The following is a 25,708-nucleotide window of genomic DNA, read 5'->3' as shown; positions in this document are numbered from 1 at the left end:
CGACGATGCATCGTCTTCTCGTTAACCTGTACCCCATGTCCTCGACAGCCACCTGCCTGCGGCGCGACAGCGCCGACATTCCCGTGAGCCCGCCGGTGCCGATTCCCGTGCCGCCGATCACGCCGCCCCCGTTTCCCGCGCCGCCCCCCGAGGGCGATCCGTCGCCCGGCGGACCGCCGGTGACCGATCCCGGCGGTGCCCCGCCGGTGGTCGAGCCACCGCCCGGCGCGCTCAACCTGGGCCGCATCCACGCGCGGCGCCTGCGCGACGTCCATCGCTCGGCCGGCTGGCCGTGCTGCGACACCATCGAGATCGACCTGCTCGCCGCCGGCCTGCTGGAGCGCCGCCAGTCGGCGCTCGGGCACGAGACCCTGCGCGTCACCGATCGCGGCATCGCCCACATCGCCAGCAGCCTGGTGGTCAACCGCGCGGCGCTGTCGGCGCACGAGGCGCTGGTCGAGCAGGTGGCGCGCGAGATGACGCGCGCCGGCCGCATCGCCTGGCGCGGACTCGGCCTGCGCGCGCGCCTGCCGCCGAAGAACGAGGGCGAGCCGCCGCGCTGGTGCATGGCGCGCCCGGATGTCTTCTCGATCCGCAACACGAGCGTCGAGGCCTATGCCCAGCCGGTCGTGCACGAGATCAAGGTGCGCCGCGCCGACCTGATCGCCGACCTGCGCAAGCCCGACAAGCGCGCCGCCTACCTCGACCTGGGCGGCGAGTGCTGGTACGTGCTCGGGCGCGACGCACGCGACCGCCCGATCGGCTCGCCCGACGAGATCCCGGCCGAGTGCGGCGTGCTCATGCTGGAGGCCGGCCGCCTGGTGGTGGCGCGCGCCGCCGTGCACCGGACCTTGCCGCGCATGCCCTTCGGCACCTGGATGGCGCTGGCCAAGGCGCAGCCGGTGCGGGGTTTCGACGACGACGCGCAGGGCATCCTGCGGTCGCTGGACGAAGAGGAAGAGGCACTGCACGTCCTGGGCTAGGCCGGTGCCCTAACCCGGGCGGCGGCATGCCGCATCCCCAGGAAGGACGATGGCGGCGGCCGGTCCGCCCGACCACAATCGACGCGTCCCGCCACCGCCCGATGCCGGCTCCGACGCCTCGTGAATCCTGCCGACACCGAACCGCCACCCACTGCTGAAGACGCCACGCCCGGCCGGCCCGCCACGGACGTCGCCTGGTTGGGGCAGGGACTCGAGGCCCTGGTCGAGCGTTTCCCGCACATGGATGCCGGGGTCGCCGGCGTGGCCGCGCCGGTTGGCACCGGGCACGATGTCGACCTGGTGATCGTCGGCAGCGGCTATGGCGCGGCGCTCACGGCGCGCGAGTTCGCGGGCAGCCGGGTCGAGACCGCCGATGGCATCGGCCGGCCGCTCTCGATCTGCATCCTGGAGCGCGGCGCCGAATATCTCCAGGGCGCCTTCCCGTCCCGCTTCGCCGACCTGGCGGGCCACGTGCGCTTCAGCACGCCGGGCCGGACCGCACCGCGGGGCCGGCCGCTCGGCCTGTTCGACCTGCGCCTGGGCGGCGATGTCTCGGTGCTGCTGGCCAATGGCGTCGGCGGCGGCTCGCTGATCAATGCCGGCGTCATGCTGCGGCCGGCCGACGACGTGATGGACGCATCGCCCTGGCCAAGCGCATTGCGCGCCGATCCATTGCGCGCCTGCGACTACGACACCGTCGGCGGCTGGCTGGGCGCCGGCACGGCGGCCGCGCCCAACACCGTCGCCGGCACCGCGTCCGCCGGGCTGGACAAGACGGCGGCCCTGGGTCGCATCGACGGCGCGGCGCGGCCGGTGCCCCTGACGGTGGCCTTGCGGCCCGGCACGCGCACGGTGGCCGGCGTGCCCCTGTCGGCCTGCGTCGGCTGCGGCGACTGCGCCACGGGCTGCAACCAGAATGCCAAGATCTCGCTCGACGTCGGACTGCTGGCGCAGGCCTGCCACGTCCCCGGCGTGGCGCTCCACACCGGCGCCACGGTGCTGCGGCTGGAACGGCCGCCACCACCCGCCGGTGCGCCGGCGGAGGCCGAGACCGAGCCCGAGGGCTGGGTGGTGATCGTGCAGCACACCGATGCGCAGCTGCGCCTGCGCCAGGGCCGGCCCTTCCGGCTGCGCGCGCGCCGGGTGGTGCTGGCCGCCGGCGCCCTGGGATCGACCGAGATCCTGCTGCGCTCGCGGCGCGCCGGCCTGCCGCTGTCGGACCTGCTCGGCCATCGCTTCTCGACCAATGGCGACATGCTGGCCTCGGTCCAGGGGCGGGATGCCCGGGACGGCGCCGTCGCCGATGAGGACGCATCGGCCGCCGCCGGGACCCGGCGCATCGGCCCGACCATCACCGCCATGATCGACCGCCGCGACGCTCCCGAGCGTTGCGTGATCCAGGACCTGGCGGTGCCCGGTGCGCTGCGCCACGTCTTCGGCGAGACCTTCGCCACCGCCGCCACATTGCACGATCTGGAGCGATGCGATGGCGCGCCGCATCGCGCCGCCGCATCCGATCCGCAGGCGGTCGATCCGGCGCGCCTGGAGCGCATGCTGCCGGTGGCGCTGATCGGCCACGACGCTGCCGATGGCCGCCTCGAGCTGGTGCCCTCGGCGGCCGGTGCCGGTGCCGATGTCGATCGCGAGGGCGACGGCGGCCTGCGGATCGACTGGCCGCGACTGCGGGACCTGGCTGCGCTCGGCACCCAGCAGGAGGCCCTGGAGCGGCTCGCCCGCGCGTCGCCGGAGATCGAGCGGGTGCTGCCCAATCCGCTCTGGAAGGCCTTGCCCGACGGCATGCGCGAGGACCTGGGGCTGCCGCTGGGGCCGCTGTTCACGGTGCATCCACTGGGCGGCTGCGCCATGGGCGACAGCGTGATCGATGGCGTGGTCGACCACCTCGGACGGGTCTTCGATCCCGCACCGGGCGCGGCCGGCGCGACGCCCGGCATGCCGCGCCTGCACGAGGGCCTGGCGGTGCTCGATGGCGCCATCGTGCCGACCTCGCTGGGCGTCAATCCGGCCCTGACCATCGCCACATTGGCCCACCGGGCCGCGCGCGGCCTGCGCCGGCACTGGGGGATCGGCCCGCCGGCCGAGCCGGCCGAGCCATCCGAGCCGCCATCGCGCGTGCGTCCGATGTTCCGCGCGCCGGTATCGGCGGCGGCACCGGCGCGGCCCACCGCCATCGAGCTGGTCGAGCGTCTGCGGGGCATGGCCACCTTCGCGGACGGGCAGGCCCGCTGGATCGAGCTGACGCTGAATTCGCGGCCGACCCTGCTGCGCGACCTGATGAGCCCCACGGGCCCGCGCCGGGTGACCCTGGACGCGCCGCGTTGCCAGCTGCGCGTCTACGAAATCGATCCGCTGGCTGGCGACGACGACGAGCCGGCGCCCGGACGGATCGTGCTGCGCTCCGGACTCGCCGGCCACATCGACCTGTTCGCGCGGGCGCCGAGCACCGGCTGGCAGCGCGTCTGGCGCGGGCTGCGCGCCTGGCTGCCCAACCGGGGCCTGCGCGACCTGACGCAGCGCCTGCTGACGTGGCTGGCGAGTCCGCCGGCACCGGCGATGCCCGAGCTGCCCGCGACATCCGCGACTGCGGCGACGTCCGCGTCGCCGGCCGTGGCGGGGGAGGCCGTCCCGGTGCGTCGCACCCGGCGCGGCTGGGCCTGGCTGCGCCAGCAGGTCGGCCGCATCGTGGCGCTCGCCAGCCGCGCCGGCGCGGTGCGGCGGCTGGACTACGACCTGACCATCGAGGGCGCGACCGGGCCACTGGCGCTGCAGCTGGCCGGCGACCTGCGGTTTCGTGGCGTCAAGCAGCTGGGCTACGCGCGCGACGCCAATCCGCTCACCCAGCTCATGGAACTGACGCTGGAGGACTTCCCGGGCCTGGCGCGGGACCGGCGCGGCCGGCTGGCGCGGCCCCGACTGGCGCTGCACCTGCCGTACCTGGCGTCGGTGGGCGTGCCGCTGCTGCGCGTGGTCGACCAGCAGGACCAGCCCACGGCCTTGCTGGACCTGGCGCGCTTCGCGGCCTACACGACGCGCATCCTGGTCGACGGTCACCTGTGGAGCTTCCGCAAGCCCGACGATCCGACCCCACGCGTGCCGCGCCGCCTGCCGGGCGAGGTGCCCGGGGCGCCGGTGCCGCGGGTGGTCGAGCTGCTGGTGGCGCGGCATGTCGATGCGGCCGGCCGGACGCTGCCGGTCCTGATCCGCCTCACGCGCTATCGCCCGGACGTTCCGGCCGCCGGCCTGCCGCCGGTGCTGCTGATCCACGGCTACAGCGCCAGCGGCACCACCTTCGCGCATCCGACCCTGGAACCCGGCCTGATGCGGCACCTGACGGGCGAGCCGGCGCGCGACGTCTGGATCCTGGACCTGCGCTCGAGCTGCGGCCTGCCGGCGACGGCCGGCCTGCCATGGGCCTTCGAGGACATGGGCTACGAGGACATCCCGCTGGCGGTCGACCACGTCTGCCGCGCCACCGGCGTCGAGCGCATCGACATCGTGGCCCACTGCATGGGCTCGGCGATGCTGATGATGGGCCTGCTCGGCGACACGACGGGCGGCCCGGCGCGCACGGCCCGTCACGAGGATCTGCGCCGCGCGCTGTGGGAGGGCGATCCCGCGCGGCGCGGCGCCGGGACATCGCCGCGCGGCCGCATCCGGCGCCTGGTGATGTCGCAGGTCGGGCCGGCGCTGCTGCTGGCGCCGGCCAATGTCGCGCGCGCCTACCTGATGCGCTATGTCAAGCAGTTCCTCGCCGGGCGCGACTATCGCTTTCGTCCCGGCCCCGACGATGGCCTGGTCGACGAGCTGCTCGACCGCGTGCTGGCGGCATTGCCGTATCCGGCGGGCGAGTTCGGGCGCGAGAACCCGGCCTGGCCACCGGGCCGGCGCCTGCCATGGGTCGGCACGCGGCATCGCATCGACGCCCTGTTCGGGCGGGTGCTCAATCTCGCGCACATGAGCGAGGCCACCCTGGCGTGCATCGACGATTTCTTCGGCCCCTTCAATGTCGACACGGTGTCGCAGGTGATGCACTTCGCGCGCTACCGGCTGATCACCGACCGCCACGGCTTCAACCGCTTCGTCGATCCGCAGCGGCTGCGCGAGCGCCTGGACTTCCCGATGCTGAGCCTGCACGCGCCGGCCAACGGCCTGGTCGATGCCGGCTCCAAGGCGCTGCTCGACGAACTGCTCACGCGCCATTGCGGCCCGCACGGCAGCTTCGATTCGCAGCTGCTGACGCCCGGGACGCTCGGCCACCAGGACTCGCTGATCGGCGATGCCGAAGCGACCCGTGCGACGCTGCGGCAGATCAGCGGGTTCCTGGCGCAACCATGATCCGACCCGGAGCCGATGGCATGACCCGCACCCGCGACGCGAAGCGTCCTCCCGGCACCCGCCTGTATGCCGTCACGCCATCGCTGGGCGTGCGCCTGTGGCTGGAGCATGGCCGGGTCTGCCTGCACGCGGCCAGCGAGGGCGGGCGCGGCCGGCCGCTCGGCCTGGCGGTGCTGCCATTGCGGCCGCAGAGCGACGGCAGCCTGCGGCTCGACCTCGACGTGACGGCGTTCGCCGCCGCCGCCGCGGCCGGCGCGACCGCTCTGCGGACCCTGCTGGAACCCCACGTGGTGCTGCGCGATGAGCCATCGGCCGGGCCGATCGTCACGCGCCATTCGCCGGCCGAATGGGATCGCGTGGCGGGCGCGCATTCGCTGGCGCTGGTGCTGCTGCTGTTCTGGCAGCGCGATCCGCAGGAGGCCGACCGGACGCCGCTGGCGCCCATGGACGCGGACGATCCGCGCGCCTGGAACGACGTCTGGCGCGCGCTCGAGGCGGCGAGCATCGGCGAGAACGCGAGCTGGCGGCGCGGCGTGGTCCATCTCGATCCGGCCGACCGGCCCCTGGCGCCGGGCGCCACGCGGGACGGCCCGCCGCCGCCGCTGGTCTTCGCGCTCGGCAGCTGCCAGTACCCGGCCGGCCTGACGGATGCCACGCCGGCCCCGCGCGACGACGTGCCGGCCGGGCCGCCCGGTCCGGCCGATGCCTCCATGCTGCGCCTGGGAAAGCGCCTGCGCCGCTTCGGCGATCCCGCGCGCCCGGGGCTGCTGGTGCTGGCGGGCGACCAGGTCTACGTGGACGAGACCGCCGGGCTGTTCGATCCGCGCGCCGGCGCGGTGCCCGTCGCGACGCCCGGCGACGACATCGACGGCATCGATGGCGACTGGCTGCGCATGCCCTATCGCAACTGGCTGGGCAGCGCCGGCGCGCAGAGCGTGCTGGGCCTGGTGCCCAGCCGGATGATGCTCGACGACCACGAGATCGACGACAACTGGGCCCGGCTGCCGCCGACGGCGGCGCCGCGGGATGCCGAGCTGAACGCGGCGTTGCGCCGGGCCGGCCTGGCGGCCTATGGGCGCTGGCAGCGCGACCGGGCACGCCCCTCCCAATGGCATCGCCATGAGCAGCGCGGCATCGGGTTCTTCCTGGCCGACACCCGCTCCGAGCGTCAGGCCCGGCGGGCCGCGGTCGATCCGCTCGGGCTCGACGCGCCGCGCCTCATGTCGGCGCGCCAGGAGCGGGCGCTGCATGCCTGGCTGCGGCGCCCGCGCGACCGGCCGGCCTTCGTCGTCTCGCCCTCGATGCTGCTGCCCCGGCGCCGCATCAGCGCGCGCAGCGCGCGCGGCGGCCTGCACTCCGATGCCTGGGACGGCTACCCGCGCTGCCTGCACGCGCTGCTGGCCGCGATCTGGCGCGCGGGACGCTCCGACCTGGTGTTCCTCTCCGGCGACGAGCACCTGTCGAGCGTGACGCGCATCACCCTCACCGACCTGGCCGCCACGCGGACGGTGGCGCTGCATTCGATCCACAGCTCGGGCCTGTACGCGCCTTACCCGTTCGCCAATTCCGTGCCCGAGGAGTTCGCCGCTCCGGACCGCTGGTGCTTCGAGGACCCCCGCGCTCCCGGGGCCTGGTATGTCTGCGAGGTCTCGGTGTCGCACTGGGTGCCGGGCGATGGCTTCGCCGTGCTGGCGCTGGCCGAGGCGGCAGCGGGCGGCTGGCGGCTGGATGTCGAGTTCGATCGCGCGCGCGATGCGTCGGTCGCGCTCAGCCTGGCGCTGTCGCCGCCACCGTTGTCGACGGTGTCGCCGGCGGATCGTCGGGCGGCCGGCCAAGGGGCGCCCCGGCCCGCGCCTCGCGCAGCGCCCGGGTCAGCAGATGGCCCTGCACCGGCTTGTGGATGACCCGGTGGCCGGCGGCGCGGGCCAGCTGGATGAGGGAGGGCTGGGTGTCGCCGGTCACCAGCACCGCCGGCACCGGGCCCAGCCGCTGGCGCAGCCGCTCGATCACCTCGGTGCCGTGTTCCTCGCGCAGGCGATGGTCCACCAGCAGCACCTCGGGCACGAAGCCGGTCGCCAGCACGGCCTGCGCCGCGGCGCCGTCCCGCACGCAATGCGCCTCGCAGCCGAGCTCGGCCAGCAGGCCCTGCAGGGAGTGCAGGATCTCGGTCTCGTCGTCGATCACCAGCACCCGCAGGCCCGGCAGCGGCTCCACGCGGTCGTCCTGCGCGCACGGGTCGGCGGCCGCGACATCCGCCGGCAGTGCCTGGCCCGGCGGCAGCAGCAGCCGGATGCGCGTGCCCCGGCCCGGCACGCTGTGGAGCTGCAGGTCGGCGCCCAGCAGGGCGACGGTGCGGCGCACGATCGACAGGCCCAGGCCGAGCCCCTTGCTGCGGTCGCGCGAGGCGTTGCCGATCTGGTAGAACTCCTCGAAGATCCGCTCCTGCTCGTCGGGGGCGATCCCGGGGCCCTCGTCGCTGACCGACACCATCGCGACCTCGCCATGCGCCGGCGTGCGACCGGACTCCAGGGTCAGCGTCACGCAGCCGGCGCTGCTGAACTTCAGGGCGTTGCCCACCAGGTTGTTGAGCACGCGCCGCAGCAGGTCGGCATCGGTCCAGGCGGTGGCGTGCGGCGCGCGCAGGTCGAGCCGCAATGTCAGTCCCTTCTGCGCCGCCAGGGCCGCGAAGCCCTCGCGGATGCTGGCCAGGAGGGCGGCGAGGTCGGTGTCGGCGAGTTCCGGGCGGATGGCGTCGGCATCGAGGTTGGAGATGTCCAGCAGGCTGTCGAGCAGGCCGTTGCTCTGGTCGAGCGCGCGATAGATGCTCTGGCTGAGCTCGCGGATGCGGGGATCGGTCTGGCGGCGCGCCAGCAGCTCCAGGGTGGTGGCATTGATCGACAGCGCATGCAGCGGCTGGCGCAGGTCGTGGCTGGCGGCGGCGAAGAAGCGCGTCTTCGACAGGCTCGCCGCCTCCGACTGGTCGCGCGCCACGCGCAGCGATTCGGCCATCACCTCGTGGTCGCGCGCCAGCTCGACGTAGTCCCGCAGGCCGCGTCCCTGGTCGCGCACGTGGCCGGTGAGCACGGTGACCAGCGACACGATCAGCGCTCCCAGCCACAACCCGTCGATGTCGCCCTGCAGCACCCAGGCGCCGGCCAGCGCGCCCGGGGCCAGCACGGCCCAGGTCACGAAGGGCCGGACCTGGCCGGCCACCGAGGCGCCGGTGCCCGCCAGCATGCCCAGGTAGATCATGGTGAACATGTAGTGCTCGGCATGCAGCGGCTGCGAGAACATCGGCAGCACCAGCGCGCCGCGCATCAGGCCCAGCAGCGCCAGCATCAGGCCCAGGATGCGCAACGCGCGGGCCGGGTCGGCCGGGGGCGCGGCGATGATCCGGCGCACGTAGCGCCAGCGCCAGACCTGCATCGGCAGCAGCATCACCAGCCACAGCGGACCGACCCAGGGCAGGCCCGCGCGCACGAGCAGCCAGGCGACGAAGACATCGATCAGCAGGTAGGCCAGCGGCAGGCGGCCGAGCTGTTTCTGCACCAGACGCAGGTGCGCGTGCGCGATGCGCTCCTCCAGGGTGCCGCCGGCGCCCGCCTCAGCCAATGCGGATGCCTTCGCGCGAGGCCTGCCACGCCGCCTCGGTGCGGTTGCGCACGCCCAGCACCGCGTAGACCGCCTGCAGGTGGGTCTTGACGGTGGATTCGGCGATGCCGAGTTCGCGTCCGATCAGCTTGTTGGGCAGGCCGCGCGCCGCCGCGCGATAGACGTCGATCTGGCGCGGCGTCAGCTCGCCGATGCGCTGCTCGGCCTCGATCAGGGCATGGGTGGCGCCACTGCCGCCGCCATGGCCGCCGGGGAGGTCCGACGGCAGGAAGATGCCGCCATCGAGCACCACCTCCAGGGCGCCGACCATGGCTTCCGAGCTGTAGCGCTTGGGGATGAAGCCGGCGGCGCCGCATTCCAGCGCCAGGTGGATCAGGGATGGCTTGCTCTCGCCCGAGAGGATCACGATGCGGGCCGCGCAACCGACGTCGCGCAGGCGCCGGATCGCCTCGTCGCCCTGCAGGTCCTCCAGGTTCCAGTCGAGCAGCACCAGGTCGTAGCGCGTCCCGGTGGCCAGGGTCAGGGCCGTGCCCAGGGTGTGGGCCATGTCGATGTCCAGGTCGTTCATCAGCACCTTCAGCAGGTTGCGCAGGCCCTGCAGAACCATCACGTGATCGTCCACCATCAACACTCTCATGCCGCCACCCCGATGCCAAAGACCCACTCTAGCGCGCCGTCGCCAGGCTGCCTTCCTCCGTCCGGCGGAGCATCGGGACCCTCGTGTGGAGAGAAATACAAGGTGTGTTTCACCCTTTTAGGTGATGTAACGGAGTTCATAAAAAGAATACCTTAGTTGCACTTCCGTTCGCCGAGGTGTTTTCCATGAAATTCGATCCGATCGCTACCCGGTCGTCCATCACCTATGCGCGCCAGCCGGTGCCGCCGGTGCCGCCGATGTCCGTGGAGCGGCCCGTGCTGCAGCGCTGGAACGGCATGCCGCCGCGCCACGGCGTCGCCATCGCGGATGGCTGCCTGGCGCTGATGCTCGACCAGATCGACTATGGCGTGATGCTGGTGGACGACGCGCAGCGACTGCTGCATGCCAACCGGGCGGCGCGGACCCACCTGGCCCAGCAGCCGGGGCTGCGCGTCACCGACGGAGCGCTGGTGGCCGACGATCCGCGCGACCAGCAGTCGCTGCGGCTGGCCATCCAGGCCGCGTCGGCCTGCGGCCTGCGCCGCATGCTGACCATCGGCGGCGAGACGCACGGCCTCGTGGTGGCGATCGTGCCCATGCCCGGGACCGGCGACGACGAGGAGGAGGGGGAGGGCGGCGCCGGCGCGGCGGCGACCTCCGGTGGCGTGCTGGTGATGATGTCGCGCCGCGCGATCTGCTCGGAACTGTCGGCGCAGGGCTTCGCGCGCGACCATGGCCTGAGCAGCGCCGAGGTGCATGTGCTGATGGGCCTGTGCCTGGGCCATCCGCCCGCCGAGATCGCCACCCGCCAGGGCGTGGCGCTGTCGACGGTGCGCACGCAGATCGCCAACATCCGCCTGAAGACCCACTCGGCCAGCATCCGCGACCTGGTCCAGCGCGTGGCGCAGCTGCCGCCGATGCCCAGCGCCTTCTAGGACGCAGGACGCGGCCGAGCGCCCGGCCCGGACGTCAACGCCCCTCGGTGCCGATCTCGCGCAGCAGGCGCATGCCGACCAGGGTGTACCGGGTGTCGGGGCTGTTCCAGTTGCGGTAGCTGCAGCGCGCGTACAGCGCCCAGGTGTGCCAGGAGCCGCCACGGCGCACCTTGACCTCGCCCTCGGCGGGGCCGGTCGGATCGACCATCGGGGAGTGGGCGTAATAGGTCTCGCCATACCAGTCGGCGGTCCATTCCCAGGCATTGCCGACCATGTCGTGGAGGCCGAAGGCATTGGGCGCGAAACGCCCGACGGGCGCGGTGAAGGCATGGCCGTCGCTGCCTGCGAGCGCGCGATCGCGCCAGGCCGGCCAGTACGCGGCGGCGTCCCGGTCGAAGGTGTTGCCGATGGCCGTCAGGGAATGCGGATCGTCGGTGCCCGGATAACGGGTGGTGCCGCCGGCGCGGCAGGCGTATTCCCATTCCGCTTCGGTCGGCAGCCGGTAGACGGCGTGTTCCCGCTCCGACAGCCAGCGGGCTATGGCGACGGCGTCGTTCCAGGTCACGTTGAGGACGGGGTGGTCGTCGTCCTGCGCGAAACCGACGTGGCGCCACGAATAGCGCGGGTCGCGGCCCGCGAAGGCATCGCCCCGGGGCGACCTGGCCGGATCGTGGGCGGGGTCGTAGCCATAGCCGCCGGTGCCATCGGCCTGCGATTCGGGCACGCGGCCCGAGGCCGCCAGATAGGCCCGGAACTGCCCGACGGTGACCTCGTGCTGGCCCAGGTAGAAGGCCCGGCCGATGCGCACGCGATGCACGGGTGCCTCGTCGGCGAGGTCGGTCAGGCGCTGGGGTTCGGCATCCGGATAGGCGGCATGCAGTCGCGCGGATGTCTCGTCGCCGCCCATGTCGAACTCGCCGGCCGGCACGCGGACGAACCTCATGCCCAGCGAGTTCTCGAGGATGTCGGGGGTGCCCGGCGGTCGCCCGGCGCAGGCGCCCAGTGCCAGGACGAAGGAGAGGGCGAGCATCCGGCGCGGGCCATGGATGGTCGTCGAAACGTGGGCGATGGTGGACATCCGGTCATGCTAGGACCGGTTCGATCGCTGCATTGCGAACTTTTCGCAACCGGCGCGCCGGCTCCGTGCCCGCGCGCGCGGCGTTCAGCGGCGGGCGCCGCGCTCGGCCAGCAGGGTGCGGGTGAGGGCCTGGCCGACGCGCTCGAAGATCCGGCCGGCCTCCTTCTGCTCGTCGACATCGGCGGCGCAGGTGACGACGACGATGGCCTCGGCGCCGCCGTTCTCCGGCTCGATGACGCCGGCATGGCAGGCCGTGCGGTGCTGGGTGCCGGTCTTGTGGATGAAGGGCAGGTCGCGTGGCAGGCCGGCCTGCAGCCGGTAGTTGGTGGGGATGCCGAGCTTCATGTCGCTGAACATCCGCCGCGTGCCGGCCGGCGACAGCAGCTGGCCGCGCACCAGCTTCTCCAGCATCGCGCCATAGCCTTCGAGGGTGGCCGCGTTCAGCCGGCGGGCGTAGTAGCGCTCGTAGGCCTGCTCCATGGTCCTGACCTGCAGCTCGGCCGGTTTCAGGTTCAGCGCGCGGCGCACCGCCTCGACCCGCTGCGGCCCCATCGGCGCCGAGGCGATGCGCACCAGCTGGTCGTTGCTCAGGGTGCGCGCGCGCGGATGGATCTCGGCATAGACGTCGTAGCGCACCTGGGCCAGGGTGGTGATGCGCTCGACGTTGGCCGCGCCCATGGCCGCCTTCGCCAGCGCCGTCACGCGCTCCTCGCCAGCGGTGCGCATCAGCATGTTGGCGCCGGTGTTGTCGCTGTCGCGCAGCATGCGCGGCAGCAGCTCGTCGATGGTGAAGCTGCGGCCATCGCGCTGCCACACCAGCGGACCGGCCTCGATCTTGTCGCCGGCCTGCAGCGTGACGCGATCCGTGAGCTTGAGCTGGCCCTCGTCGACGCGGCGCAGCACCGCGATGGCGATCGGCACCTTGACGGTCGAGCCCAGGTACCAGAAACGGTCGGCGCCATGCGAATAGGCGCTGCCATCGGCGAGGCGCTTGACGTAGACGCCGAGCTGGCCGGGCGTCTCGCGATCGATGCGGTCGATCTCCCGGCCCAGCGCGTCGTCCCAGTCGGCGCTCCAGGCGGCGCTAGCGCTCCACAGCGGCAGCAGGAAGACGAGCCGGCGCAGCAGCTTGGCAAGACGAAGCATCGGGAACCCCCTGAGTGACGAGACCGGACCTGCAGAGCGCGGCGCCGACCTGCATCAGCATCGCCTCGGCGCGTTCGAGCGGCAGCACGTCGCGCACGCACGCCACGACGACGACGCGGCGTTCGCGCGCGGCTTCGGTGTCCGCCGCCCGGATCAGTCCAGCGTCGCAGATGCGGCGGCGCTGCGTGCCGGTCTTGTGGGCAAAACCGACGTCGGACGGCAGGCCGGCCTTGATGCGGTAAGTGCCGGTCGCCACGCGCGTCATCACCTTGAGCAGGTGGGCGGTCGACTGCGGCGACATCAGCCGGCCATCCGCCAGCAGGGCCAGAAGCTGGCCATAGGCGTCGAGGCGGCCGGTGTTGAGTCCGCCGGCGTAGTAGGCGTCGTACGCGGCGTCGAGCGTGGGCAGGCGGAACTGCTCGACCGGCGTCTCCAGCAGCTGCGACAGCAGGCGCAGCCGGGCGCCGTCGGCGCGCTGGCGGTTCAGCAGGATCAGGTCGCGGCCGCTCAGGCGCTCGGCGTGCGGCGCGAGGTGGCCGTAGATCTGGCGCCGCACCTCGCCCAGCGTGGTGATGCGCCGGAAGCCATCGGGCACCAGCGTGGCCATCAGCGCATTGACCTCGGCCGCGCCCACCAGGTCGATCAGCATGTCGGTGGCCATGTTGTCGCTCTGGATGATCATCTGGTCGAGCAGGTAGCGGATGCTCAGCGCCTTGCCCACCGGCTGCCGGCTGGTCGGTCCGGCGCCATCGACATAGTCCGAGGCGCGCACCGTCAGCGGCGTGTCGAGCCTGAAGTCGCCGGCGTCGATGCCGCGCATCACCGCGATGGCGACCGGCACCTTGACCATCGAGGCCAGGTACCAGGGCTGATCGAGATGCCGCGAGACGGTCGCTCCGGTGTCGAGGTCGCGCACGTGGACGCCGACGGCGCCCTGCGGATCGGCCTGCGCCAGGTCGGCGCGCAGGCGCGTCTGCCAGGGCGCTTCGCTCGCTCGATCGCCCGGGCCCGGAGGCCGGGTCTGGGCCGCGACCGGCGCCGGTGCGGCGAGGCTCAGGGTGATCGCGCAGGCCAGGGCGGGAAGGAAGCCGACACGGGAAGGAAGCGGGATCGGCGTGCATCGAAAGCGCATGCCGTCACTGTAGCGACCCGGGGCACCGGGATGGGGCGCGAAGGCATGCGGGGCGTACGGCCTTTGAGGGCTGCCCGACCGTGCCGTGATGCGCGGTGGGTGCGGTCCTAGCGCATGCGCTCGCCGTCGCGCACCGACTCGACCACGCCATTGGCGAAGCGGACGATGCCGAGGAAATTCCCCTCGCCCCGGTGGTAGGTCCATTCCTCCATCGGGATGCAGGGGGGCACGAAGGGGATCCGCAGCCAGCCACCGCCCGGCGTGGCGACGAGCCGCTCCTGCGGTGCCACGGGTCTGCACAGGAGTTCCCTGGCGATGGGTTCGCCGCACTTCTGCAGCAGCGAGGCGCGGGACTCGCCGATGCCGACCAGGTTGCCCGCGCACTGGAGCGACTGGGCGCCCGCCGCCTGCGGATGCAGCGCGGTCGCGACGACGCAGAGCAAGGCGCAACGCAGGGAAAGTCGACGCACGCCAGCCGCCATGTCGATGCGATGCCAGGGCAGGCGACGCGGGAAGCCATGGGAACGATGCATGCCGCCAGTCTCGCACGCGGGCCGTCCCGGCGTCGCCTGGGCGACGGTCGGCCGCGACGTCCGTCACTCCGGCGACGGCGCCGCCACGGTGCGTGGCGTTGTAATCATCCGCGGTGCGCGACCCGTCCAGTGGCGCGGCCCCCCGACGACAAAGGACAAGCCATGTTTGCCGAGACCTCCGCCAAGACGACCGAACTGCTGCAGCGCCTCAACGCCTTCTTCGACCAGCACATCTATCCCAACGAGGCGCGCTACAACGCCGAGATGGATGCGTTCCGCCGCCAGGGCGATCCCTGGCAGGTCGTGCCGCTGATCGAGGAGCTCAAGCCGCTGGCGCGCGAGGCCGGCCTGTGGAACATGTTCCTGCCGCACGAGTACGCGGGCGTGCCCGGCATCTCCAACCTCGACTACGCGCCGCTGTGCGAGGTCATGGGGCGCGTGTCGTGGTCGGGCGAGGTCTTCAACTGCTCGGCGCCCGACACCGGCAACATGGAGACCATCGAGCGCTATGGCACCGAGGCGCACAAGAAGCAGTGGCTCGATCCGCTGCTGGCCGGCGAGATCCGCTCCGGCTTCCTCATGACGGAGCCGGCCGTGGCGTCCTCGGACGCCACCAACATCCAGTGCACCATCCGGCGCGAGGGCGACGAATACGTCATCAACGGGCGCAAGTGGTATTCGTCGGGCGCCGGCAGCCCGCGCTGCAAGATCTTCATCGTCATGGGCAAGACCGATGTCAACGCGCCGCGCCATGCCCAGCAGTCGATGGTGCTGGTGCCGCGCGACACCCCCGGCGTGACGGTGGTGCGCCATCTCGGCGTGTTCGGCTACGACGACGCGCCGCATGGCCACATGGAGGTGCTGCTGGAGGACGTGCGCGTGCCGGCCTCCAACATCCTGCTGGGCGAGGGCCGCGGCTTCGAGATCGCGCAGGGCCGGCTCGGCCCGGGTCGCATCCACCACTGCATGCGCTCCATCGGCGCCGCCGAGCGGGCACTGGAGATGATGTGCGATCGCCTGCGCGCGCGCGTCGCCTTCGGCCGGCCGCTGTCGGAGCAGTCGATCTGGCACGAGCGCATCGCCGAGTCGCGCTGCCTGATCGACCAGGCCCGGCTGCTGACGCTGAACGCCGCCCACAAGATGGACACCGTGGGCAACAAGGAAGCGCGCGCCGAGATCGCCATGATCAAGGTGGTCGCGCCCAACATGTCGTGCAAGGTGGTGGACTGGGCGATCCAGGCGCATGGCGCGGCCGGCGTCAGCCAGGACTTCTGGCTGGCCGAGGCCTATGCGCACCAGCGCACGGTGCGCATCGTCGACGGCCCGGACGAGGTGCACCGCAACGCCATCGCCAAGCTCGAACTCGCCAAGGGCATGCGCGTTTCCTCATAGCAGCTATGCCCGGCGCCCGGATGGCGCGATCGGGTGCCGGCGGCAGACTGGAGGGCCGGGAAGACCGACCCGGAGGACCGACCCAGAAAGAGCGTGCCCGCCGTGGCGCGCCGCCGCCAGGAGACACCGTGAGATTCGATCCCATCCCCGAATCGCGGCAACCCGCCGCCATCGACCCCGCCTATGGGTCCACGCTGCGGCGCGGACCGCGCCACCCGCCCATCGCGGTCGCCTGCGAGGCGGCCACCGGCGCCGGCGTGCGCTTTGGCCCGGATGCCGTGCCGCCGGGCGCGTGCGACCTCACCAACCGGGGCCGGGACGAACCGCTCGGCCAGCGCATCGTCGTCACCGGCCGCGTGCTCGACGAGGACGGGCGGCCGGTGCGGCGTTCGCTGATCGAGATCTGGCAGTGCAATGCCGCCGGGCGCTACACCCATGCCAACGACCAGCATCGCGCGCCGCTCGACCCCAACTTCAGCGGCGAGGGCCGCACCCTGACCGACGACGACGGCCGCTACCGCTTCATCACCATCCGTCCGGGCGCCTATCCCTGGAACAACCACGCCAATGCCTGGCGGCCGGCGCACATCCACTTCTCGCTGTTCGGCAACGTGCATGCGCAGCGTCTGGTGACGCAGATGTATTTCCCGGACGATCCGCTGATCCCGTACGACGCCATCATCAACACCATCCCCGACGAGGCCGCGCGCCGCGCGTTGGTGTCGCGCTTCAGCATGGAGGAGACCATCGCCGACGAGGCGCTGGGCTATGTCCACGACATCGTGCTGCGCGGCCGTGGCGCCACGCCGTTCGGCCTGTGAACGCGACGCCGAGGCCCGCCATGACGACCCCCCGCGACACCGTCGAATCATCAGCATCAACATCCGCCACCGCCGAGGTCGTGCCGACGACCATCGGCGCGGCCACGCCCGGCCACACCATCGGTCCGTTCTTCCACGATGCCTTCGCCTGGGCCGGCACGTCCGCCGGGGATGGTCCCGCTGCCGTCGCCGATGCCGGTGCCGGCGTGCTGGACACCGTCGTCGGCACCGGCGACCTGTGGATCGAGGGTGGCGTCGAGGACGGCACCGGCGCGCCGCTGCCGGCCTGGCTGATCGAGGCCTGGGTGCCGCAGGCCGTCGAGGCCGAGGCGGCCGCCGGCCATCCCGCGCCCGGCTTCCGGCGCGTGCCCAACGGTCCCGGCGGACGCTTCGGCTTCCGCGTGCCGGCGCCGGCGCCGGGCCAGCCGGCCGCCTTCGTCACGCTGTTCGGCCTCGGATTGACGCGCCACCACTGCACGGCGGTGTTCCTGGCGCCGGAGGGCGACCTGCTGGCCGCCGTGCCACCCGAGCGCCGCGCCACGCTCGTGGCCACGTCGCTGGGCGGGGGCCGCCATGCCTGGACGCTGCGCACCCAGGGACCGGACGAGACCGTCTTCTTCGACTATCGCTGAGCACCGCACCGCCATGGCGCACGGGGGAGGGTGACGAAGCCGTGCGGATCGAGGCCGGCCGCCGGGGCGCGGGGCGCCGGGCGCCTCAATCGACCTGGATGCGGTTTGCCTTGATGAGTCGGCCCCAGCGCTCGCGTTCGTCCTTGACGTAGCGGTCCATGTCGGCGGTGCTGCCCGGCAGGCCTTCGACGCCGAGCGCGAGAAAGCGCGCCTTGACGGCGGTCGAGTTCAAGGCGTCGACGAGCGCCTTGTTGAGTCGGGTCACGGTCTCGGGCGGCGTGCCGCGCGGCACCGACAGGCCCTGCCAGGCGTAGGCCTCGAAATCCGCCAGGCCCTGTTCGGCCAGCGTCGGCACGTCGGGCAGCGAGGCGACGCGCTGGGCGCTGGCCACGCCGATCGCCCGGACCTTGCCGGCGAGCACGAACTGGTTGCCGCTGGCGGTGTCGACCAGCATGAAGGGCACCGAGCCGCCCAGGATGTCCTGCATCGCCGGCGCCGCGCCCCGGTAGGCGACGTGCGTCATGGGAATGCCGGTCTTCTCACGCAGCAGCTCGCCGGCCAGGTGATGCGGGCTGCCCGCGCCGGCCGAGGCGTAGTTGACGCCGCCGGGCTGCGCCTTGGCCCAGGCCATGAATTCCTTGAGGCTCTTCGCCGGTACCTGCGGACCGACCACCAGCACCAGCGGAAAGCGCGCCAGCATGCCGACGGAGGCCAGGTCCTTCTCGGCGCTGTAGCTGAGCTTGGAGAACAGGAAGGGATTGACCGCCAGCGTCGCGAAATCGGCGGTCAGCACGACACTGCCGTAGTCCTTCGAACGCGCGACGTAATCGGCGGCGATGTTGGTCGCCGCGCCGGGCTTGTTGGTGATGACGATCGGACGCTCCAGGTTCCTGGACATCGTCTCGGCCGTGGCCCGCGCCACCGAGTCGGAACCGCCGCCCGCGGCGTACCCGACCACCCACTCGATGGGCTTGGCGTCCTGCGCGGCGGCGAAAAGGCTGGTGGTGACCAGGGCGATGCCGGCGAAGCCAGCGAGGCAGAACCGAATCATGGAATGTCTCCGTCGTTGTGATGGGGGCAGGGGGTATGCGGGAGCTCAGCCGCGCGCGGCGGCCCGGAATGCTTCGCGCAGTACGGGAAGCGATCCGATGTGGTTGGCCAGTACCAGGACGAGCCGCGCATTGAAGGCATGGCTCTCCTCGGTGGACAGACCTTGGTGGGCCTCGATCAGGGCCTCGTAGAAATCGTCGGGCGACGCGAAATTGGGCGCGGTCACGAGGTGCGCCGAGGCGGATGACGACATGGCGGGTCCTTCAGGCAATGGGGGTGTCGACATCGATGGCGAGCGCGCGGCGCAGGGCCGCGGCGACGGCGCCGGCTTCGGCCCGGCGCCAGCGGGCACAGACGTGCTGGTCGGGCCGCAACAGATAGGCCATCCCGTCGCGGCCGTCGTAGCGCCGGGCGGCCAGCGCGTGCGCGTCGTCCAGCGGGATGCGCACGGTCGCCACCGGCACGCCGACGGTGCTGGCGGCGGCCGAGATCGCGCGCCTCGCGTCGTCCGCTGCTTCGCCGGTGCCGAAGACCACCGCCGTGAAGCCCGTCGGATGGCTCTGCGCCAGCAGCCAGTCGGCCGATCCGTCGGCCAGCGCCACCGGCGCGTCGGCCGCCACGGCACCGGGCACCATCGCACCCTCGAAAGCATCGGCATCGGCCGTGTTGAGCGGCGAACCGCGCAATGTCGCCGGCACGGAGAGTCGGCCGCTGTTCACCAGCGCCCGCGCGAAACCGTGTTGCTTGGCCAGTTCGAGCACGGCGTCGCGGAACAGCCGACTGACCTCGCTCTTGGGCGTGATGAAGTCGGTGGCGCGTGTCGAGTTCAGGATGTTCTCGTCGGCAGCGTACCCGCGCTCCTGACCATAGGTATCCAGCAGCGCATCGGGCGCGTGGCCGTGGACGACGGCGGCGAGCTTCCACGCCAGGTTCTCGGCGTCCTGCACGCCCGAGTTGGCGCCGCGCGCGCCGAAGGGCGACACCCCGTGCGCCGAGTCCCCGGCGAAGCACACGCGGCCGTGGCGGAAGCAGTCCATGCGCAGGCAGGAGAAGGTGTAGACGCTCGCCCATTCCAGATCGAAGGGCACGTCGTCGCCCAGCAACGCCTTGACGCGGGGAATGATCCGCTCGGGTTTCTTCTCTTCCTCGGGGTCGGCGTCCCAGCCGAGCTGGAAGTCGATGCGCCAGACGTTGTCCGGCTGCATGTGGAGCAGCACGCTCTGGTTGCGATGGAACACCGGGTCGAACCAGAACCAGCGTTCCGCCGGGCGGTCCAGCCTCATCTTCACGTCGGCGATCAGGAAGCGGTCCTTGAATTGGCGGCCCTTGCTCTCCAGGCCCAGCAGACGGCGCATGGCGGAGCGGCCGCCGTCGCACGCCGCGACGTGGTCGGCATCGAGTTCGTAGGGGCCGTCGGGCGTCTCCACCGTCAGCCTGACGTGGTCGGCCCGCTGGACCACCCGGGTCACGCGGCTCCGCCAGCGCAGATCGATCAGGGGCAGCTGCGCGGCGCGCTCGGCAAGGAAGCCTTCGACGTAATACTGCTGCAGGTTGATGAAGGCCGGCCGCGCGTGGCCGGCTTCGGGCAGCAGGTCGAAGCTGTAGATCTCCTCGTCCCGGAAGAAGACGCGGCCCACGTTCCAGGAGACGCCCTTGTCGACCATGCGGTCGCCGCAGCCGAGCCGGTCGAAGATCTCCAGCGTGCGCTTGGCGAAGCAGATGGCGCGCGAGCCGGTCGACAGCGTGCAGTCGTCGTCCAGCAGCACCACCGGCACGCCGCGCTGCGCCAGGTCGATGGCGAGCGCCAGCCCGACCGGACCGGCGCCCACGACCACCACCGGGCGCCGCGCGGGCGGCGATGCGTCCTGATCGGCATGGCGCACATGGTCGAACACCAGCTTCTGGTAGTCGACCGCCGTCTCCCCGGGCGAGGAAGGTTCATTGGCTTGCATGGTGTCCGCCGTGGAGTTCACTGACCTTCGAGCGCTTTCCACATCTCGACGTCGCGCTCGGCGGTCCAGATGCGGGGGTCGGGGTACCGGGTCACTTCGTCGTAGCAGCGCGTGACGTCGAAGGGCATGCAATGGTCGAAGATCACCCAGTGGCCATACTTCGGCCGCATGGCCTCGATCGTGTCTCTGTAGACGGCGTTCAGGTCCTTGCCTGCGGCCACGCCCCGCTGGACGTTGGCATGGACATCGGAGATGAAGGCGCGCGTCTCGCCCACGCCCCGGGCCACCTGCTCGGGCGTTGTCAGGGCGGCACCGCGCCCCGGCACCACCACGGCCGGGTCGAGCGCCATGAGGTTGTCCAGCGTCTGCGGCCAGTCCTTGAAGTAGGCGTCGCCGGCATAGGGCGTGGCACCGAACTCGACCAGGTCGCCCGAGAGCATCGCGCGTTCCTGCGGCAGCCAGACCACGGTGTCGCCCTTGGTGTGGCCACGGCCGAGCTGGATCAGCTGCACTTCGAGCTTGCCGAGCCACAGCGTCATCCGGCCGGTGAAGGTCATGGTGGGCCAGGTCAGTCCCGGCGGCACGGACTCGACATTGCGAAACAGGCGCGGGAAGCGGCCGATCTCGCTGGCCTTGTCGAACTCGCCACGCTCGACGATCAGGTCGTGCGTGTCCTGGCTGGCCAGGATGTGCTCGGCACCGAAGGCGCTGGCGCCCAGCACGCGCACCGCGTGGTAGTGCGTCAGCACGACATACCGGATGGGTTTGTCGGTGACCTCGCGGATGCGGCGGATCACGTCGGCCGCCATGGCCGGGGTGGCCTGGGTGTCGGCCACCAGCACCGCGTCGTCGCCGATGACGATGCCGGTGTTGGGATCGCCTTCCGCGGTGTAGGCCCAGGCGTGCTCGGAGATCTGGCTGAAGGTGACCTGCTTTTCCTCGAGGTCGGCTTGGCTGGCGAATTTCCTGGTGGCGCTCATGTCGTTCCTGCAAAGAAGTTTTGTTTCTGACAAACGTGTTTGCATTGTGCGCATTGAGTTTGTATTGGGCAAACTGATTTGCGCAGAACTAACTCGGTATTTTCCCTGATACGTGTTCAGGCGCCAGCGGATCCGAATCGAAGTTTGTGAATGGCAAAGTACTTAGCCCCGTGCAAACTAGACTTGGAGAACATTCAGGAAGATGACCATGCAGGACAAAGAGCAGCGTGCCGTGCAGTCGATCGAGGTGGGAGGGCGCCTGCTGCTGGCGTTGGCCAACAGCCCCACGCCGCTGTCGTTGCGCGACCTCTCCAGCCGGTCGGACCTGCCGGCTTCCCGGGCGCATCCGTACCTGGTGAGCTTCGGCAAGCTCGGCCTGATCGAGCAGCAGTCGGATACCGGCCACTACGCGCTGGGTCCGGCGGCGCTTCAGCTGGGCCTGACGTGCCTGCACCAGCTCGACCCGGTGCGGGCCGCCTGGCCCGTGGCGCAGCGACTCGCCGCGGCGTCGGGGCACGCGGTCGCGCTGGCGGTTTGGGGCAACCTCGGGCCGACCATCATCCGGATGATCGAGGCGCGCGAGGCGCTGCACGTCGCCATGCGCTCGGGCACCGTGATGTCCATCCTGGGCACGGCCACCGGCCGCGCATTCGCCGGCGCGCTGCCGCCCGGCCGCGTCGAGAAGACCACGGCGCTCGCGCTGGGTGATTCGGGCGATCCGCGGACGCTGGTCTTCAAAGGCCATTCCGATGCGCTGCGCGACGCCGTCGCCGAACTGCGCGAGCACGGCGTGACGCGAGCCGAAGGCCGGCCCGTCCCGGGTGTCAACGCGTTCAGCGCGCCGGCCTTCGACCACGAGGGCGAGCCCGCGATCGTCATCACGGCCCTGGGTCACCAGGATCGTTTTTCGGCCGCCTGGGATTCCGACATCGCGACGGCCGTCCGCGAAGCGGCCGCGGAGGTCTCGAACCGCCTCGGCTGGCGTCCCCGCTGAACCGCCGGGGCCGGCGCGCGCTCAGCCGTACAGCGTGGCGGGATTCACGCGCAGGATGCGCTCGACGAGCCGGGCATCGCCGCACCAGTCCTCGAACATCGCCAGCAGATGCGCGGCATCGGGCGCGGGCGAGACGCGCAGGTGCGGCCAGTCGCTGCCCCACACCAGATGCTCGGGATGGGCTTCGGTCATGCGGCGCTGGAACGGCCGGCCGGCCTCCGGGTCGGGATGGCCCAGCAGGTTGCGATAGGCGCACAGCTTGACCCAGACGCGCCCGCTCTCCAGCAGGTCGAGCAGCGCGCGGAAGCCCGGATCGTCGATGCCGGCATCGACGTCGAAGCCGCCCATGTGGTCGATCACGACCGGCACCGGCAACCCGAGCAGGTCGTCGGCGATGGCGGGCAGGGCGCGGCAGTCGGTCCACAGCTCGGCATGGATGCCGGCATCGGCCAGCGCCGGTGCCAGCGCGCGCAGGTCGTCGAAGGAGGCGCTGCCGGCGAAGTTGCCGCCGGCGCCGCTGCGATGGCTGAAGCGCGCGCCGCGCACGCCGCGCGCGCGCAGGTCGCGGAAGTCCGGCGCGTCGTCGCCGGCCTGCGCGACGACCACGCCACGCAGCCCGGCATGGGTGGCCAGCGCGTGCAGCAGCAGCGAATGATCACGGCCATAGGCGCTCGGATGCACCAGCACGCCATGGTCCAGGCCCAGCCGGGCCAGCAGCATGCCGTACTGCGCCAGCACGGCCTCGGGCGGGGTGTAGCTGCGGTCGGCGGCGAGCGGAAAGCGGTCGTAGGGACCGAACAGGTGCGCGTGGCAATCCCAGCCGCCGGCCGGTGCCGGTCGCGCGGGCGATGCGGTGGAGGGCGATGCGGTGCTCATGGCGCGATGGCGTGCTGGGGCAGCGGGAATGCCGGCTCGACGCCCTCGGGCAGCGGGATCTCGTGGCAGTTGAGCGTCATCGCGACCATCGTGTAGTAGCCGATCAGTGCCGTCAGCTCGACGATCGCGCGCGCGCCCAGCTGCGCCAGCGCCGTGGCGTAGGTGGCATCGCGGACCGAGCGCTCGCGGTTGAGCTCGGCCGCGTAGTGGTAGAGCGCCAGCTCCTGCGCCGTCAGGCCCGGTGGCTCGGCCTGCGCCAGCAGGGCCTCGATGATCGGCGCCTCGATGCCGGCGCGCTCGGCCTCGGCACGATGCGCGTACCACTCGAAGGGCGAGCGGCAGGCGCGGCCGGTGACCAGGATCGCCAGCTCCGACAGGCGCGGCGGCAGCGTGGTGCCATAGCGCAGCAGCGCGCCCAGCGCCTGCCAGCGGTCGGCCAGCTCGGGGTTGTGCAGCGCGGCGCGCAGCGGGCCCTGGATGCGCCCGCGCGGGCCCGAGACGATGCGCTCGAGCACGGCGCGCTGGGCGTCGTCCATGGTGTCGTGGGGGAAGAGGGGGATGCGCGGCATGCGGGGGTGTTCCGGTCGGGGTCGTCGGGAAAGCAGGGGAGCCGACCGAGCGTAGTCGCCCTCGCGGCGCCTGTGGCGCCGGCCGGCGCAACGCTGCTATGCGCGCGCGGCCAGGGCGGCGTTCCACATGCCGGTGCGCGCGCTGTCCTCGACGATCGCGACCATCTCGGCGGCCACCGCCGCGACCGCGCGGCCCGGGCCCTTGGTCCGCGCCAGCGCCATCGAGACATTGCGCTGCAGCGCCGGCGAGACGATGCGCGCGGCCTGCAGCCGGCCCTCGCGCTGCTCGGTCCAGACGGCATGCAGCGGCAGCACGGTGTAGAGCCGGGCCTCGGCCACCAGCGCGCGCATCAGCGGCAGCGAATCGGCCTCGATCGCCGGCTCCAGCGTGATGCGCTCCTGCCGCGCCATCGCGTCGAGCGCCGTGCGCAGGCCGTTGGGCGCGCTCGGCAGGATGAAGGGCAGCTCGTGCAGCGCGCCAAACGGCACCTCCGGCGCGGCGGTGAGGCGGTCGCCGCCGGGGCCGATCAGGTAGCTGTCGACGGTGGCCAGCACCTGCTCGTGCTCCGGCTGCGCGCTGCCATAGCGATAGAGGATGGCGATGTCGACGCGGGCGTCGGCCAGCCATTCCTCGACCTGGCCGCTGGAGCCCTCGAGCACCTTCAGCCGGATGCCCGGATGACGCTCGCGCAGCTGGTGGAACAGCCGCCCGACCATCGGATTGGTGATCGAGGGCAGCGAGCCGATGGTCACGCGTCCGGCCGGCTCGCGCGCGTCGCCACGGATCTCCAGCTCCAGCTGCTCGGCATCGGCCAGCAGCGACCTCACCAGCGGCAGGATGCGCTCGCCGACGTCCGACAGCGCGACGCCGCGCCCGGTGCGGTTGAACAGGCGCGCCTTGCAATCGCGCTCCAGCGCGTTGAGGTGGCGGCTGAGCAGCGACTGGTTGCTGTCGAGGAACAAGGCCGCGCGCGTCAGGCTGCCGAGCTCGGCGATGGCGAGGAAGGCGCGCCACTTCTGCAGATCGGACGCGACATCGAGCCGGATCTGGGTGGCTTTGCTGGCTGGCATGGTGGTGGGAAAGAACGGGGATGCCGCCATTGTGCGATGCAGGCGCGGCGCGCGGCGCGCGGCCAGAATGCGGGCTCGCTTCCGGCCCCGTGTTGCCCTCATCCCTTCAGGAGTCCCGTCCATGCGCGTCGCGCCATCCATCCGTTCCATCCTCGCCACCGCCTCCCTCGCCGCGCTCGCCGGCTGCGCCATGCCGCCGCCGACGGCGGATGTCGCGTCGAGCGCCGCGCCGACCCAGGCCACGGCCTCGCGCCTCGATGCCGTCCAGGCCGCCGCCGCGCTGCGCATCTGCACCCCGGGCGACTACCGTCCCTTCAGTTTCCAGCTCGCCGATGGCGGCTACGAGGGCATCGACGTCGATCTCATGACCCGGTTCGCCGCCAGCCTGGGCGCCAGGCCGCAGTGGATCAAGACCACCTGGGCGAATCTCCTGCCCGACCTGGCGGCCGGGAAGTGCGACATCGCCGTCGGCGGCGTGTCGGTGACGACCGAGCGGCAGAAGCGCGCCTTCTTCAGCACGCCCTACATGGTCAATGGCAAGACGCCCATCGCGCGCTGCGCCGATGTCGCCAGGTACCAGAGCGTGGCCGCCATCGACCAGCCCGCCACGCGCGTGATCTTCAATCCGGGCGGCAGCAACGAGCGCTTCGCGCGCGCCAACTTCAAGCGCGCCCGCCTGACCCTGCATGGCGAGAACGTGACCATCTTCGACGAGATCCTGGCCGGTCGCGCCGATGTCTTCGTCACCGAATCGGCCGAGGCCATCACGCAGCAGAAGCTCAAGCCCGGCCTGTGCGCCATCAACCCCGACCGGCCCTTGCAGTACGGCGAGATGGCCTGGATGCTGCCGCGCGACGATGTCGCCTTCAAGGCCTATGTCGATCAGTGGCTGCACCTGGCGCGCGCCGGCGGGGAGTTCCAGCCGGTGATGGACCGCTGGCTGAAATGAGGCCCGGTACCGC

Annotated in this window: 21 protein-coding genes and 1 pseudogene; 9 read left to right on the top strand and 13 right to left on the bottom strand. The window is 72.0% G+C overall.

Annotated features, from left to right (window positions below; genetic code table 11):
• The first annotated feature begins 35 nt into the window (after nucleotides 1-35).
• From AC1MLT_RS05955 to AC1MLT_RS05945, 3 genes are all read left to right on the top strand, one after another.
• Nucleotides 36-983 (top strand): hypothetical protein, encoded by a 948-nt coding sequence (locus tag AC1MLT_RS05955; protein WP_481034364.1) that lies wholly within the window; start codon nucleotides 36-38, stop codon nucleotides 981-983.
• Between the two features lie 120 nt (nucleotides 984-1,103).
• On the top strand, nucleotides 1,104-5,336 hold the full coding sequence (locus AC1MLT_RS05950; protein WP_481034363.1) for an alpha/beta fold hydrolase: 4,233 nt from the start codon (nucleotides 1,104-1,106) through the stop codon (nucleotides 5,334-5,336).
• 20 nt (nucleotides 5,337-5,356) lie between these two features.
• On the top strand, nucleotides 5,357-7,240 hold the full coding sequence (locus AC1MLT_RS05945; RefSeq protein WP_481034362.1) for an alkaline phosphatase D family protein: 1,884 nt from the start codon (nucleotides 5,357-5,359) through the stop codon (nucleotides 7,238-7,240).
• A 16-nt stretch (nucleotides 7,241-7,256) separates the two neighbouring features.
• Here AC1MLT_RS05945 and AC1MLT_RS05940 read toward each other — a convergent pair.
• Together AC1MLT_RS05940 and AC1MLT_RS05935 are read right to left on the bottom strand one after the other, a co-directional pair.
• A pseudogene (locus AC1MLT_RS05940) lies at nucleotides 7,257-8,345 on the bottom strand (ATP-binding response regulator); the annotation flags it as partial.
• 595 nt (nucleotides 8,346-8,940) lie between these two features.
• Complete coding sequence (locus tag AC1MLT_RS05935; RefSeq protein WP_481034360.1) at nucleotides 8,941-9,585, bottom strand: response regulator; 645 nt, start codon at nucleotides 9,583-9,585, stop codon at nucleotides 8,941-8,943.
• A gap of 185 nt (nucleotides 9,586-9,770) precedes the next feature.
• On the opposite strand from AC1MLT_RS05935, the gene AC1MLT_RS05930 reads away from it, so the two are divergent.
• Entirely contained in the window at nucleotides 9,771-10,520 is a 750-nt protein-coding gene (locus tag AC1MLT_RS05930) for a helix-turn-helix transcriptional regulator (protein ID WP_481034358.1), read from the top strand.
• A gap of 34 nt (nucleotides 10,521-10,554) precedes the next feature.
• Here AC1MLT_RS05930 and AC1MLT_RS05925 read toward each other — a convergent pair whose 3' ends face one another.
• The 4 genes from AC1MLT_RS05925 to AC1MLT_RS05910 all read right to left on the bottom strand — a co-directional run bounded on the left by AC1MLT_RS05925 (nucleotide 10,555) and on the right by AC1MLT_RS05910 (nucleotide 14,409).
• Nucleotides 10,555-11,550, bottom strand: a complete 996-nt coding sequence (locus AC1MLT_RS05925; protein WP_481034914.1) for a formylglycine-generating enzyme family protein — start codon at nucleotides 11,548-11,550, stop codon at nucleotides 10,555-10,557.
• A gap of 132 nt (nucleotides 11,551-11,682) precedes the next feature.
• Nucleotides 11,683-12,744, bottom strand: coding sequence for a serine hydrolase (locus AC1MLT_RS05920; RefSeq protein ID WP_481034357.1), 1,062 nt, complete (start codon nucleotides 12,742-12,744; stop codon nucleotides 11,683-11,685).
• A complete protein-coding gene (locus AC1MLT_RS05915; RefSeq protein ID WP_481034356.1) occupies nucleotides 12,683-13,876 on the bottom strand; it encodes a serine hydrolase in 1,194 nt (397 codons plus the stop codon). The genes AC1MLT_RS05920 and AC1MLT_RS05915 overlap by 62 nt, the downstream gene beginning before the upstream one ends.
• A gap of 107 nt (nucleotides 13,877-13,983) precedes the next feature.
• The gene (locus AC1MLT_RS05910; protein WP_481034355.1) at nucleotides 13,984-14,409 is read right to left on the bottom strand and encodes a DUF2845 domain-containing protein; all 426 of its coding nucleotides are present in this window, start codon (nucleotides 14,407-14,409) and stop codon (nucleotides 13,984-13,986) included.
• 162 nt (nucleotides 14,410-14,571) lie between these two features.
• Here AC1MLT_RS05910 and AC1MLT_RS05905 point away from each other — a divergent pair, with 162 nt between their 5' ends.
• The 3 genes from AC1MLT_RS05905 (at nucleotide 14,572) to AC1MLT_RS05895 (ending at nucleotide 17,254) form a co-directional block, all read left to right on the top strand.
• Nucleotides 14,572-15,801 carry an acyl-CoA dehydrogenase family protein gene (locus AC1MLT_RS05905; protein ID WP_481034354.1) on the top strand — a complete coding sequence of 410 codons (1,230 nt, stop codon included), beginning with the start codon at nucleotides 14,572-14,574 and terminating at the stop codon, nucleotides 15,799-15,801.
• A gap of 128 nt (nucleotides 15,802-15,929) precedes the next feature.
• Nucleotides 15,930-16,622 carry a protocatechuate 3,4-dioxygenase subunit beta gene (pcaH, locus tag AC1MLT_RS05900; RefSeq protein WP_481034352.1) on the top strand — a complete coding sequence of 231 codons (693 nt, stop codon included), beginning with the start codon at nucleotides 15,930-15,932 and terminating at the stop codon, nucleotides 16,620-16,622.
• Nucleotides 16,623-16,642: 20 nt separating this feature from the next.
• A complete protein-coding gene (locus AC1MLT_RS05895; protein ID WP_481034351.1) occupies nucleotides 16,643-17,254 on the top strand; it encodes a peptidase associated/transthyretin-like domain-containing protein in 612 nt (203 codons plus the stop codon).
• 85 nt (nucleotides 17,255-17,339) lie between these two features.
• Here the strand turns inward: AC1MLT_RS05895 and AC1MLT_RS05890 are convergent, their stop codons facing one another.
• Genes AC1MLT_RS05890 through AC1MLT_RS05875 form a run of 4 tightly spaced genes read right to left on the bottom strand, consistent with a single transcriptional unit; the run spans nucleotide 17,340 to nucleotide 21,236 of the window.
• Nucleotides 17,340-18,305, bottom strand: a complete 966-nt coding sequence (locus AC1MLT_RS05890; protein WP_481034350.1) for a Bug family tripartite tricarboxylate transporter substrate binding protein — start codon at nucleotides 18,303-18,305, stop codon at nucleotides 17,340-17,342.
• A gap of 45 nt (nucleotides 18,306-18,350) precedes the next feature.
• Nucleotides 18,351-18,557, bottom strand: a complete 207-nt coding sequence (locus AC1MLT_RS05885; RefSeq protein ID WP_481034348.1) for a DUF2783 domain-containing protein — start codon at nucleotides 18,555-18,557, stop codon at nucleotides 18,351-18,353.
• Between the two features lie 10 nt (nucleotides 18,558-18,567).
• On the bottom strand, nucleotides 18,568-20,256 hold the full coding sequence (locus AC1MLT_RS05880) for an FAD-dependent oxidoreductase (protein WP_481034346.1): 1,689 nt from the start codon (nucleotides 20,254-20,256) through the stop codon (nucleotides 18,568-18,570).
• A gap of 17 nt (nucleotides 20,257-20,273) precedes the next feature.
• On the bottom strand, nucleotides 20,274-21,236 hold the full coding sequence (locus tag AC1MLT_RS05875; RefSeq protein WP_481034345.1) for an MBL fold metallo-hydrolase: 963 nt from the start codon (nucleotides 21,234-21,236) through the stop codon (nucleotides 20,274-20,276).
• Nucleotides 21,237-21,444: 208 nt separating this feature from the next.
• On the opposite strand from AC1MLT_RS05875, the gene AC1MLT_RS05870 reads away from it, so the two are divergent.
• Entirely contained in the window at nucleotides 21,445-22,230 is a 786-nt protein-coding gene (locus AC1MLT_RS05870) for an IclR family transcriptional regulator (protein WP_481034344.1), read from the top strand.
• Nucleotides 22,231-22,251: 21 nt separating this feature from the next.
• Here the strand turns inward: AC1MLT_RS05870 and AC1MLT_RS05865 are convergent, their stop codons facing one another.
• The 3 genes from AC1MLT_RS05865 to AC1MLT_RS05855 form a co-directional block, all read right to left on the bottom strand.
• Nucleotides 22,252-23,106, bottom strand: coding sequence for an amidohydrolase family protein (locus AC1MLT_RS05865; protein WP_481034343.1), 855 nt, complete (start codon nucleotides 23,104-23,106; stop codon nucleotides 22,252-22,254).
• Nucleotides 23,103-23,675 carry a carboxymuconolactone decarboxylase family protein gene (locus AC1MLT_RS05860; RefSeq protein WP_481034341.1) on the bottom strand — a complete coding sequence of 191 codons (573 nt, stop codon included), beginning with the start codon at nucleotides 23,673-23,675 and terminating at the stop codon, nucleotides 23,103-23,105. Before AC1MLT_RS05860 ends, AC1MLT_RS05865 begins: the two co-directional genes overlap by 4 nt.
• A gap of 96 nt (nucleotides 23,676-23,771) precedes the next feature.
• Nucleotides 23,772-24,746, bottom strand: coding sequence for a LysR substrate-binding domain-containing protein (locus AC1MLT_RS05855; protein ID WP_481034339.1), 975 nt, complete (start codon nucleotides 24,744-24,746; stop codon nucleotides 23,772-23,774).
• A 121-nt stretch (nucleotides 24,747-24,867) separates the two neighbouring features.
• Here AC1MLT_RS05855 and AC1MLT_RS05850 point away from each other — a divergent pair, with 121 nt between their 5' ends.
• On the top strand, nucleotides 24,868-25,695 hold the full coding sequence (locus AC1MLT_RS05850; protein WP_481034338.1) for a transporter substrate-binding domain-containing protein: 828 nt from the start codon (nucleotides 24,868-24,870) through the stop codon (nucleotides 25,693-25,695).
• Nucleotides 25,696-25,708: the final 13 nt, after the last annotated feature.

The organism is Variovorax sp. PEI5 (assembly GCF_056679935.1).
The sequence above is the reverse complement of the archived record's forward strand: the minus strand, read 5'-3'. Positions and strand labels throughout refer to the sequence as shown.

What these genes read in the sequence shown, in the direction of transcription:
- AC1MLT_RS05855 (WP_481034339.1), bottom strand. Translation starts at nt 24,746, where the DNA reads ATGCCAGCCAGCAAAGCCACCCAGATCCGGCTCGATGTCGCGTCCGAT.
- AC1MLT_RS05890 (WP_481034350.1), bottom strand. Translation starts at nt 18,305, where the DNA reads ATGATTCGGTTCTGCCTCGCTGGCTTCGCCGGCATCGCCCTGGTCACC.
- AC1MLT_RS05905 (WP_481034354.1), top strand. Translation starts at nt 14,572, where the DNA reads ATGTTTGCCGAGACCTCCGCCAAGACGACCGAACTGCTGCAGCGCCTC.
- AC1MLT_RS05870 (WP_481034344.1), top strand. Translation starts at nt 21,445, where the DNA reads ATGCAGGACAAAGAGCAGCGTGCCGTGCAGTCGATCGAGGTGGGAGGG.
- AC1MLT_RS05935 (WP_481034360.1), bottom strand. Translation starts at nt 9,585, where the DNA reads ATGAGAGTGTTGATGGTGGACGATCACGTGATGGTTCTGCAGGGCCTG.
- AC1MLT_RS05880 (WP_481034346.1), bottom strand. Translation starts at nt 20,256, where the DNA reads ATGCAAGCCAATGAACCTTCCTCGCCCGGGGAGACGGCGGTCGACTAC.
- AC1MLT_RS05955 (WP_481034364.1), top strand. Translation starts at nt 36, where the DNA reads ATGTCCTCGACAGCCACCTGCCTGCGGCGCGACAGCGCCGACATTCCC.
- AC1MLT_RS05910 (WP_481034355.1), bottom strand. Translation starts at nt 14,409, where the DNA reads ATGCATCGTTCCCATGGCTTCCCGCGTCGCCTGCCCTGGCATCGCATC.
- AC1MLT_RS05925 (WP_481034914.1), bottom strand. Translation starts at nt 11,550, where the DNA reads ATGCTCGCCCTCTCCTTCGTCCTGGCACTGGGCGCCTGCGCCGGGCGA.
- AC1MLT_RS05860 (WP_481034341.1), bottom strand. Translation starts at nt 23,675, where the DNA reads ATGCCGCGCATCCCCCTCTTCCCCCACGACACCATGGACGACGCCCAG.
- AC1MLT_RS05895 (WP_481034351.1), top strand. Translation starts at nt 16,643, where the DNA reads ATGACGACCCCCCGCGACACCGTCGAATCATCAGCATCAACATCCGCC.
- AC1MLT_RS05920 (WP_481034357.1), bottom strand. Translation starts at nt 12,744, where the DNA reads ATGCTTCGTCTTGCCAAGCTGCTGCGCCGGCTCGTCTTCCTGCTGCCG.
- AC1MLT_RS05875 (WP_481034345.1), bottom strand. Translation starts at nt 21,236, where the DNA reads ATGAGCGCCACCAGGAAATTCGCCAGCCAAGCCGACCTCGAGGAAAAG.
- AC1MLT_RS05885 (WP_481034348.1), bottom strand. Translation starts at nt 18,557, where the DNA reads ATGTCGTCATCCGCCTCGGCGCACCTCGTGACCGCGCCCAATTTCGCG.
- AC1MLT_RS05930 (WP_481034358.1), top strand. Translation starts at nt 9,771, where the DNA reads ATGAAATTCGATCCGATCGCTACCCGGTCGTCCATCACCTATGCGCGC.
- AC1MLT_RS05915 (WP_481034356.1), bottom strand. Translation starts at nt 13,876, where the DNA reads ATGCGCTTTCGATGCACGCCGATCCCGCTTCCTTCCCGTGTCGGCTTC.
- AC1MLT_RS05865 (WP_481034343.1), bottom strand. Translation starts at nt 23,106, where the DNA reads ATGAGCACCGCATCGCCCTCCACCGCATCGCCCGCGCGACCGGCACCG.
- AC1MLT_RS05850 (WP_481034338.1), top strand. Translation starts at nt 24,868, where the DNA reads ATGCGCGTCGCGCCATCCATCCGTTCCATCCTCGCCACCGCCTCCCTC.
- AC1MLT_RS05945 (WP_481034362.1), top strand. Translation starts at nt 5,357, where the DNA reads ATGACCCGCACCCGCGACGCGAAGCGTCCTCCCGGCACCCGCCTGTAT.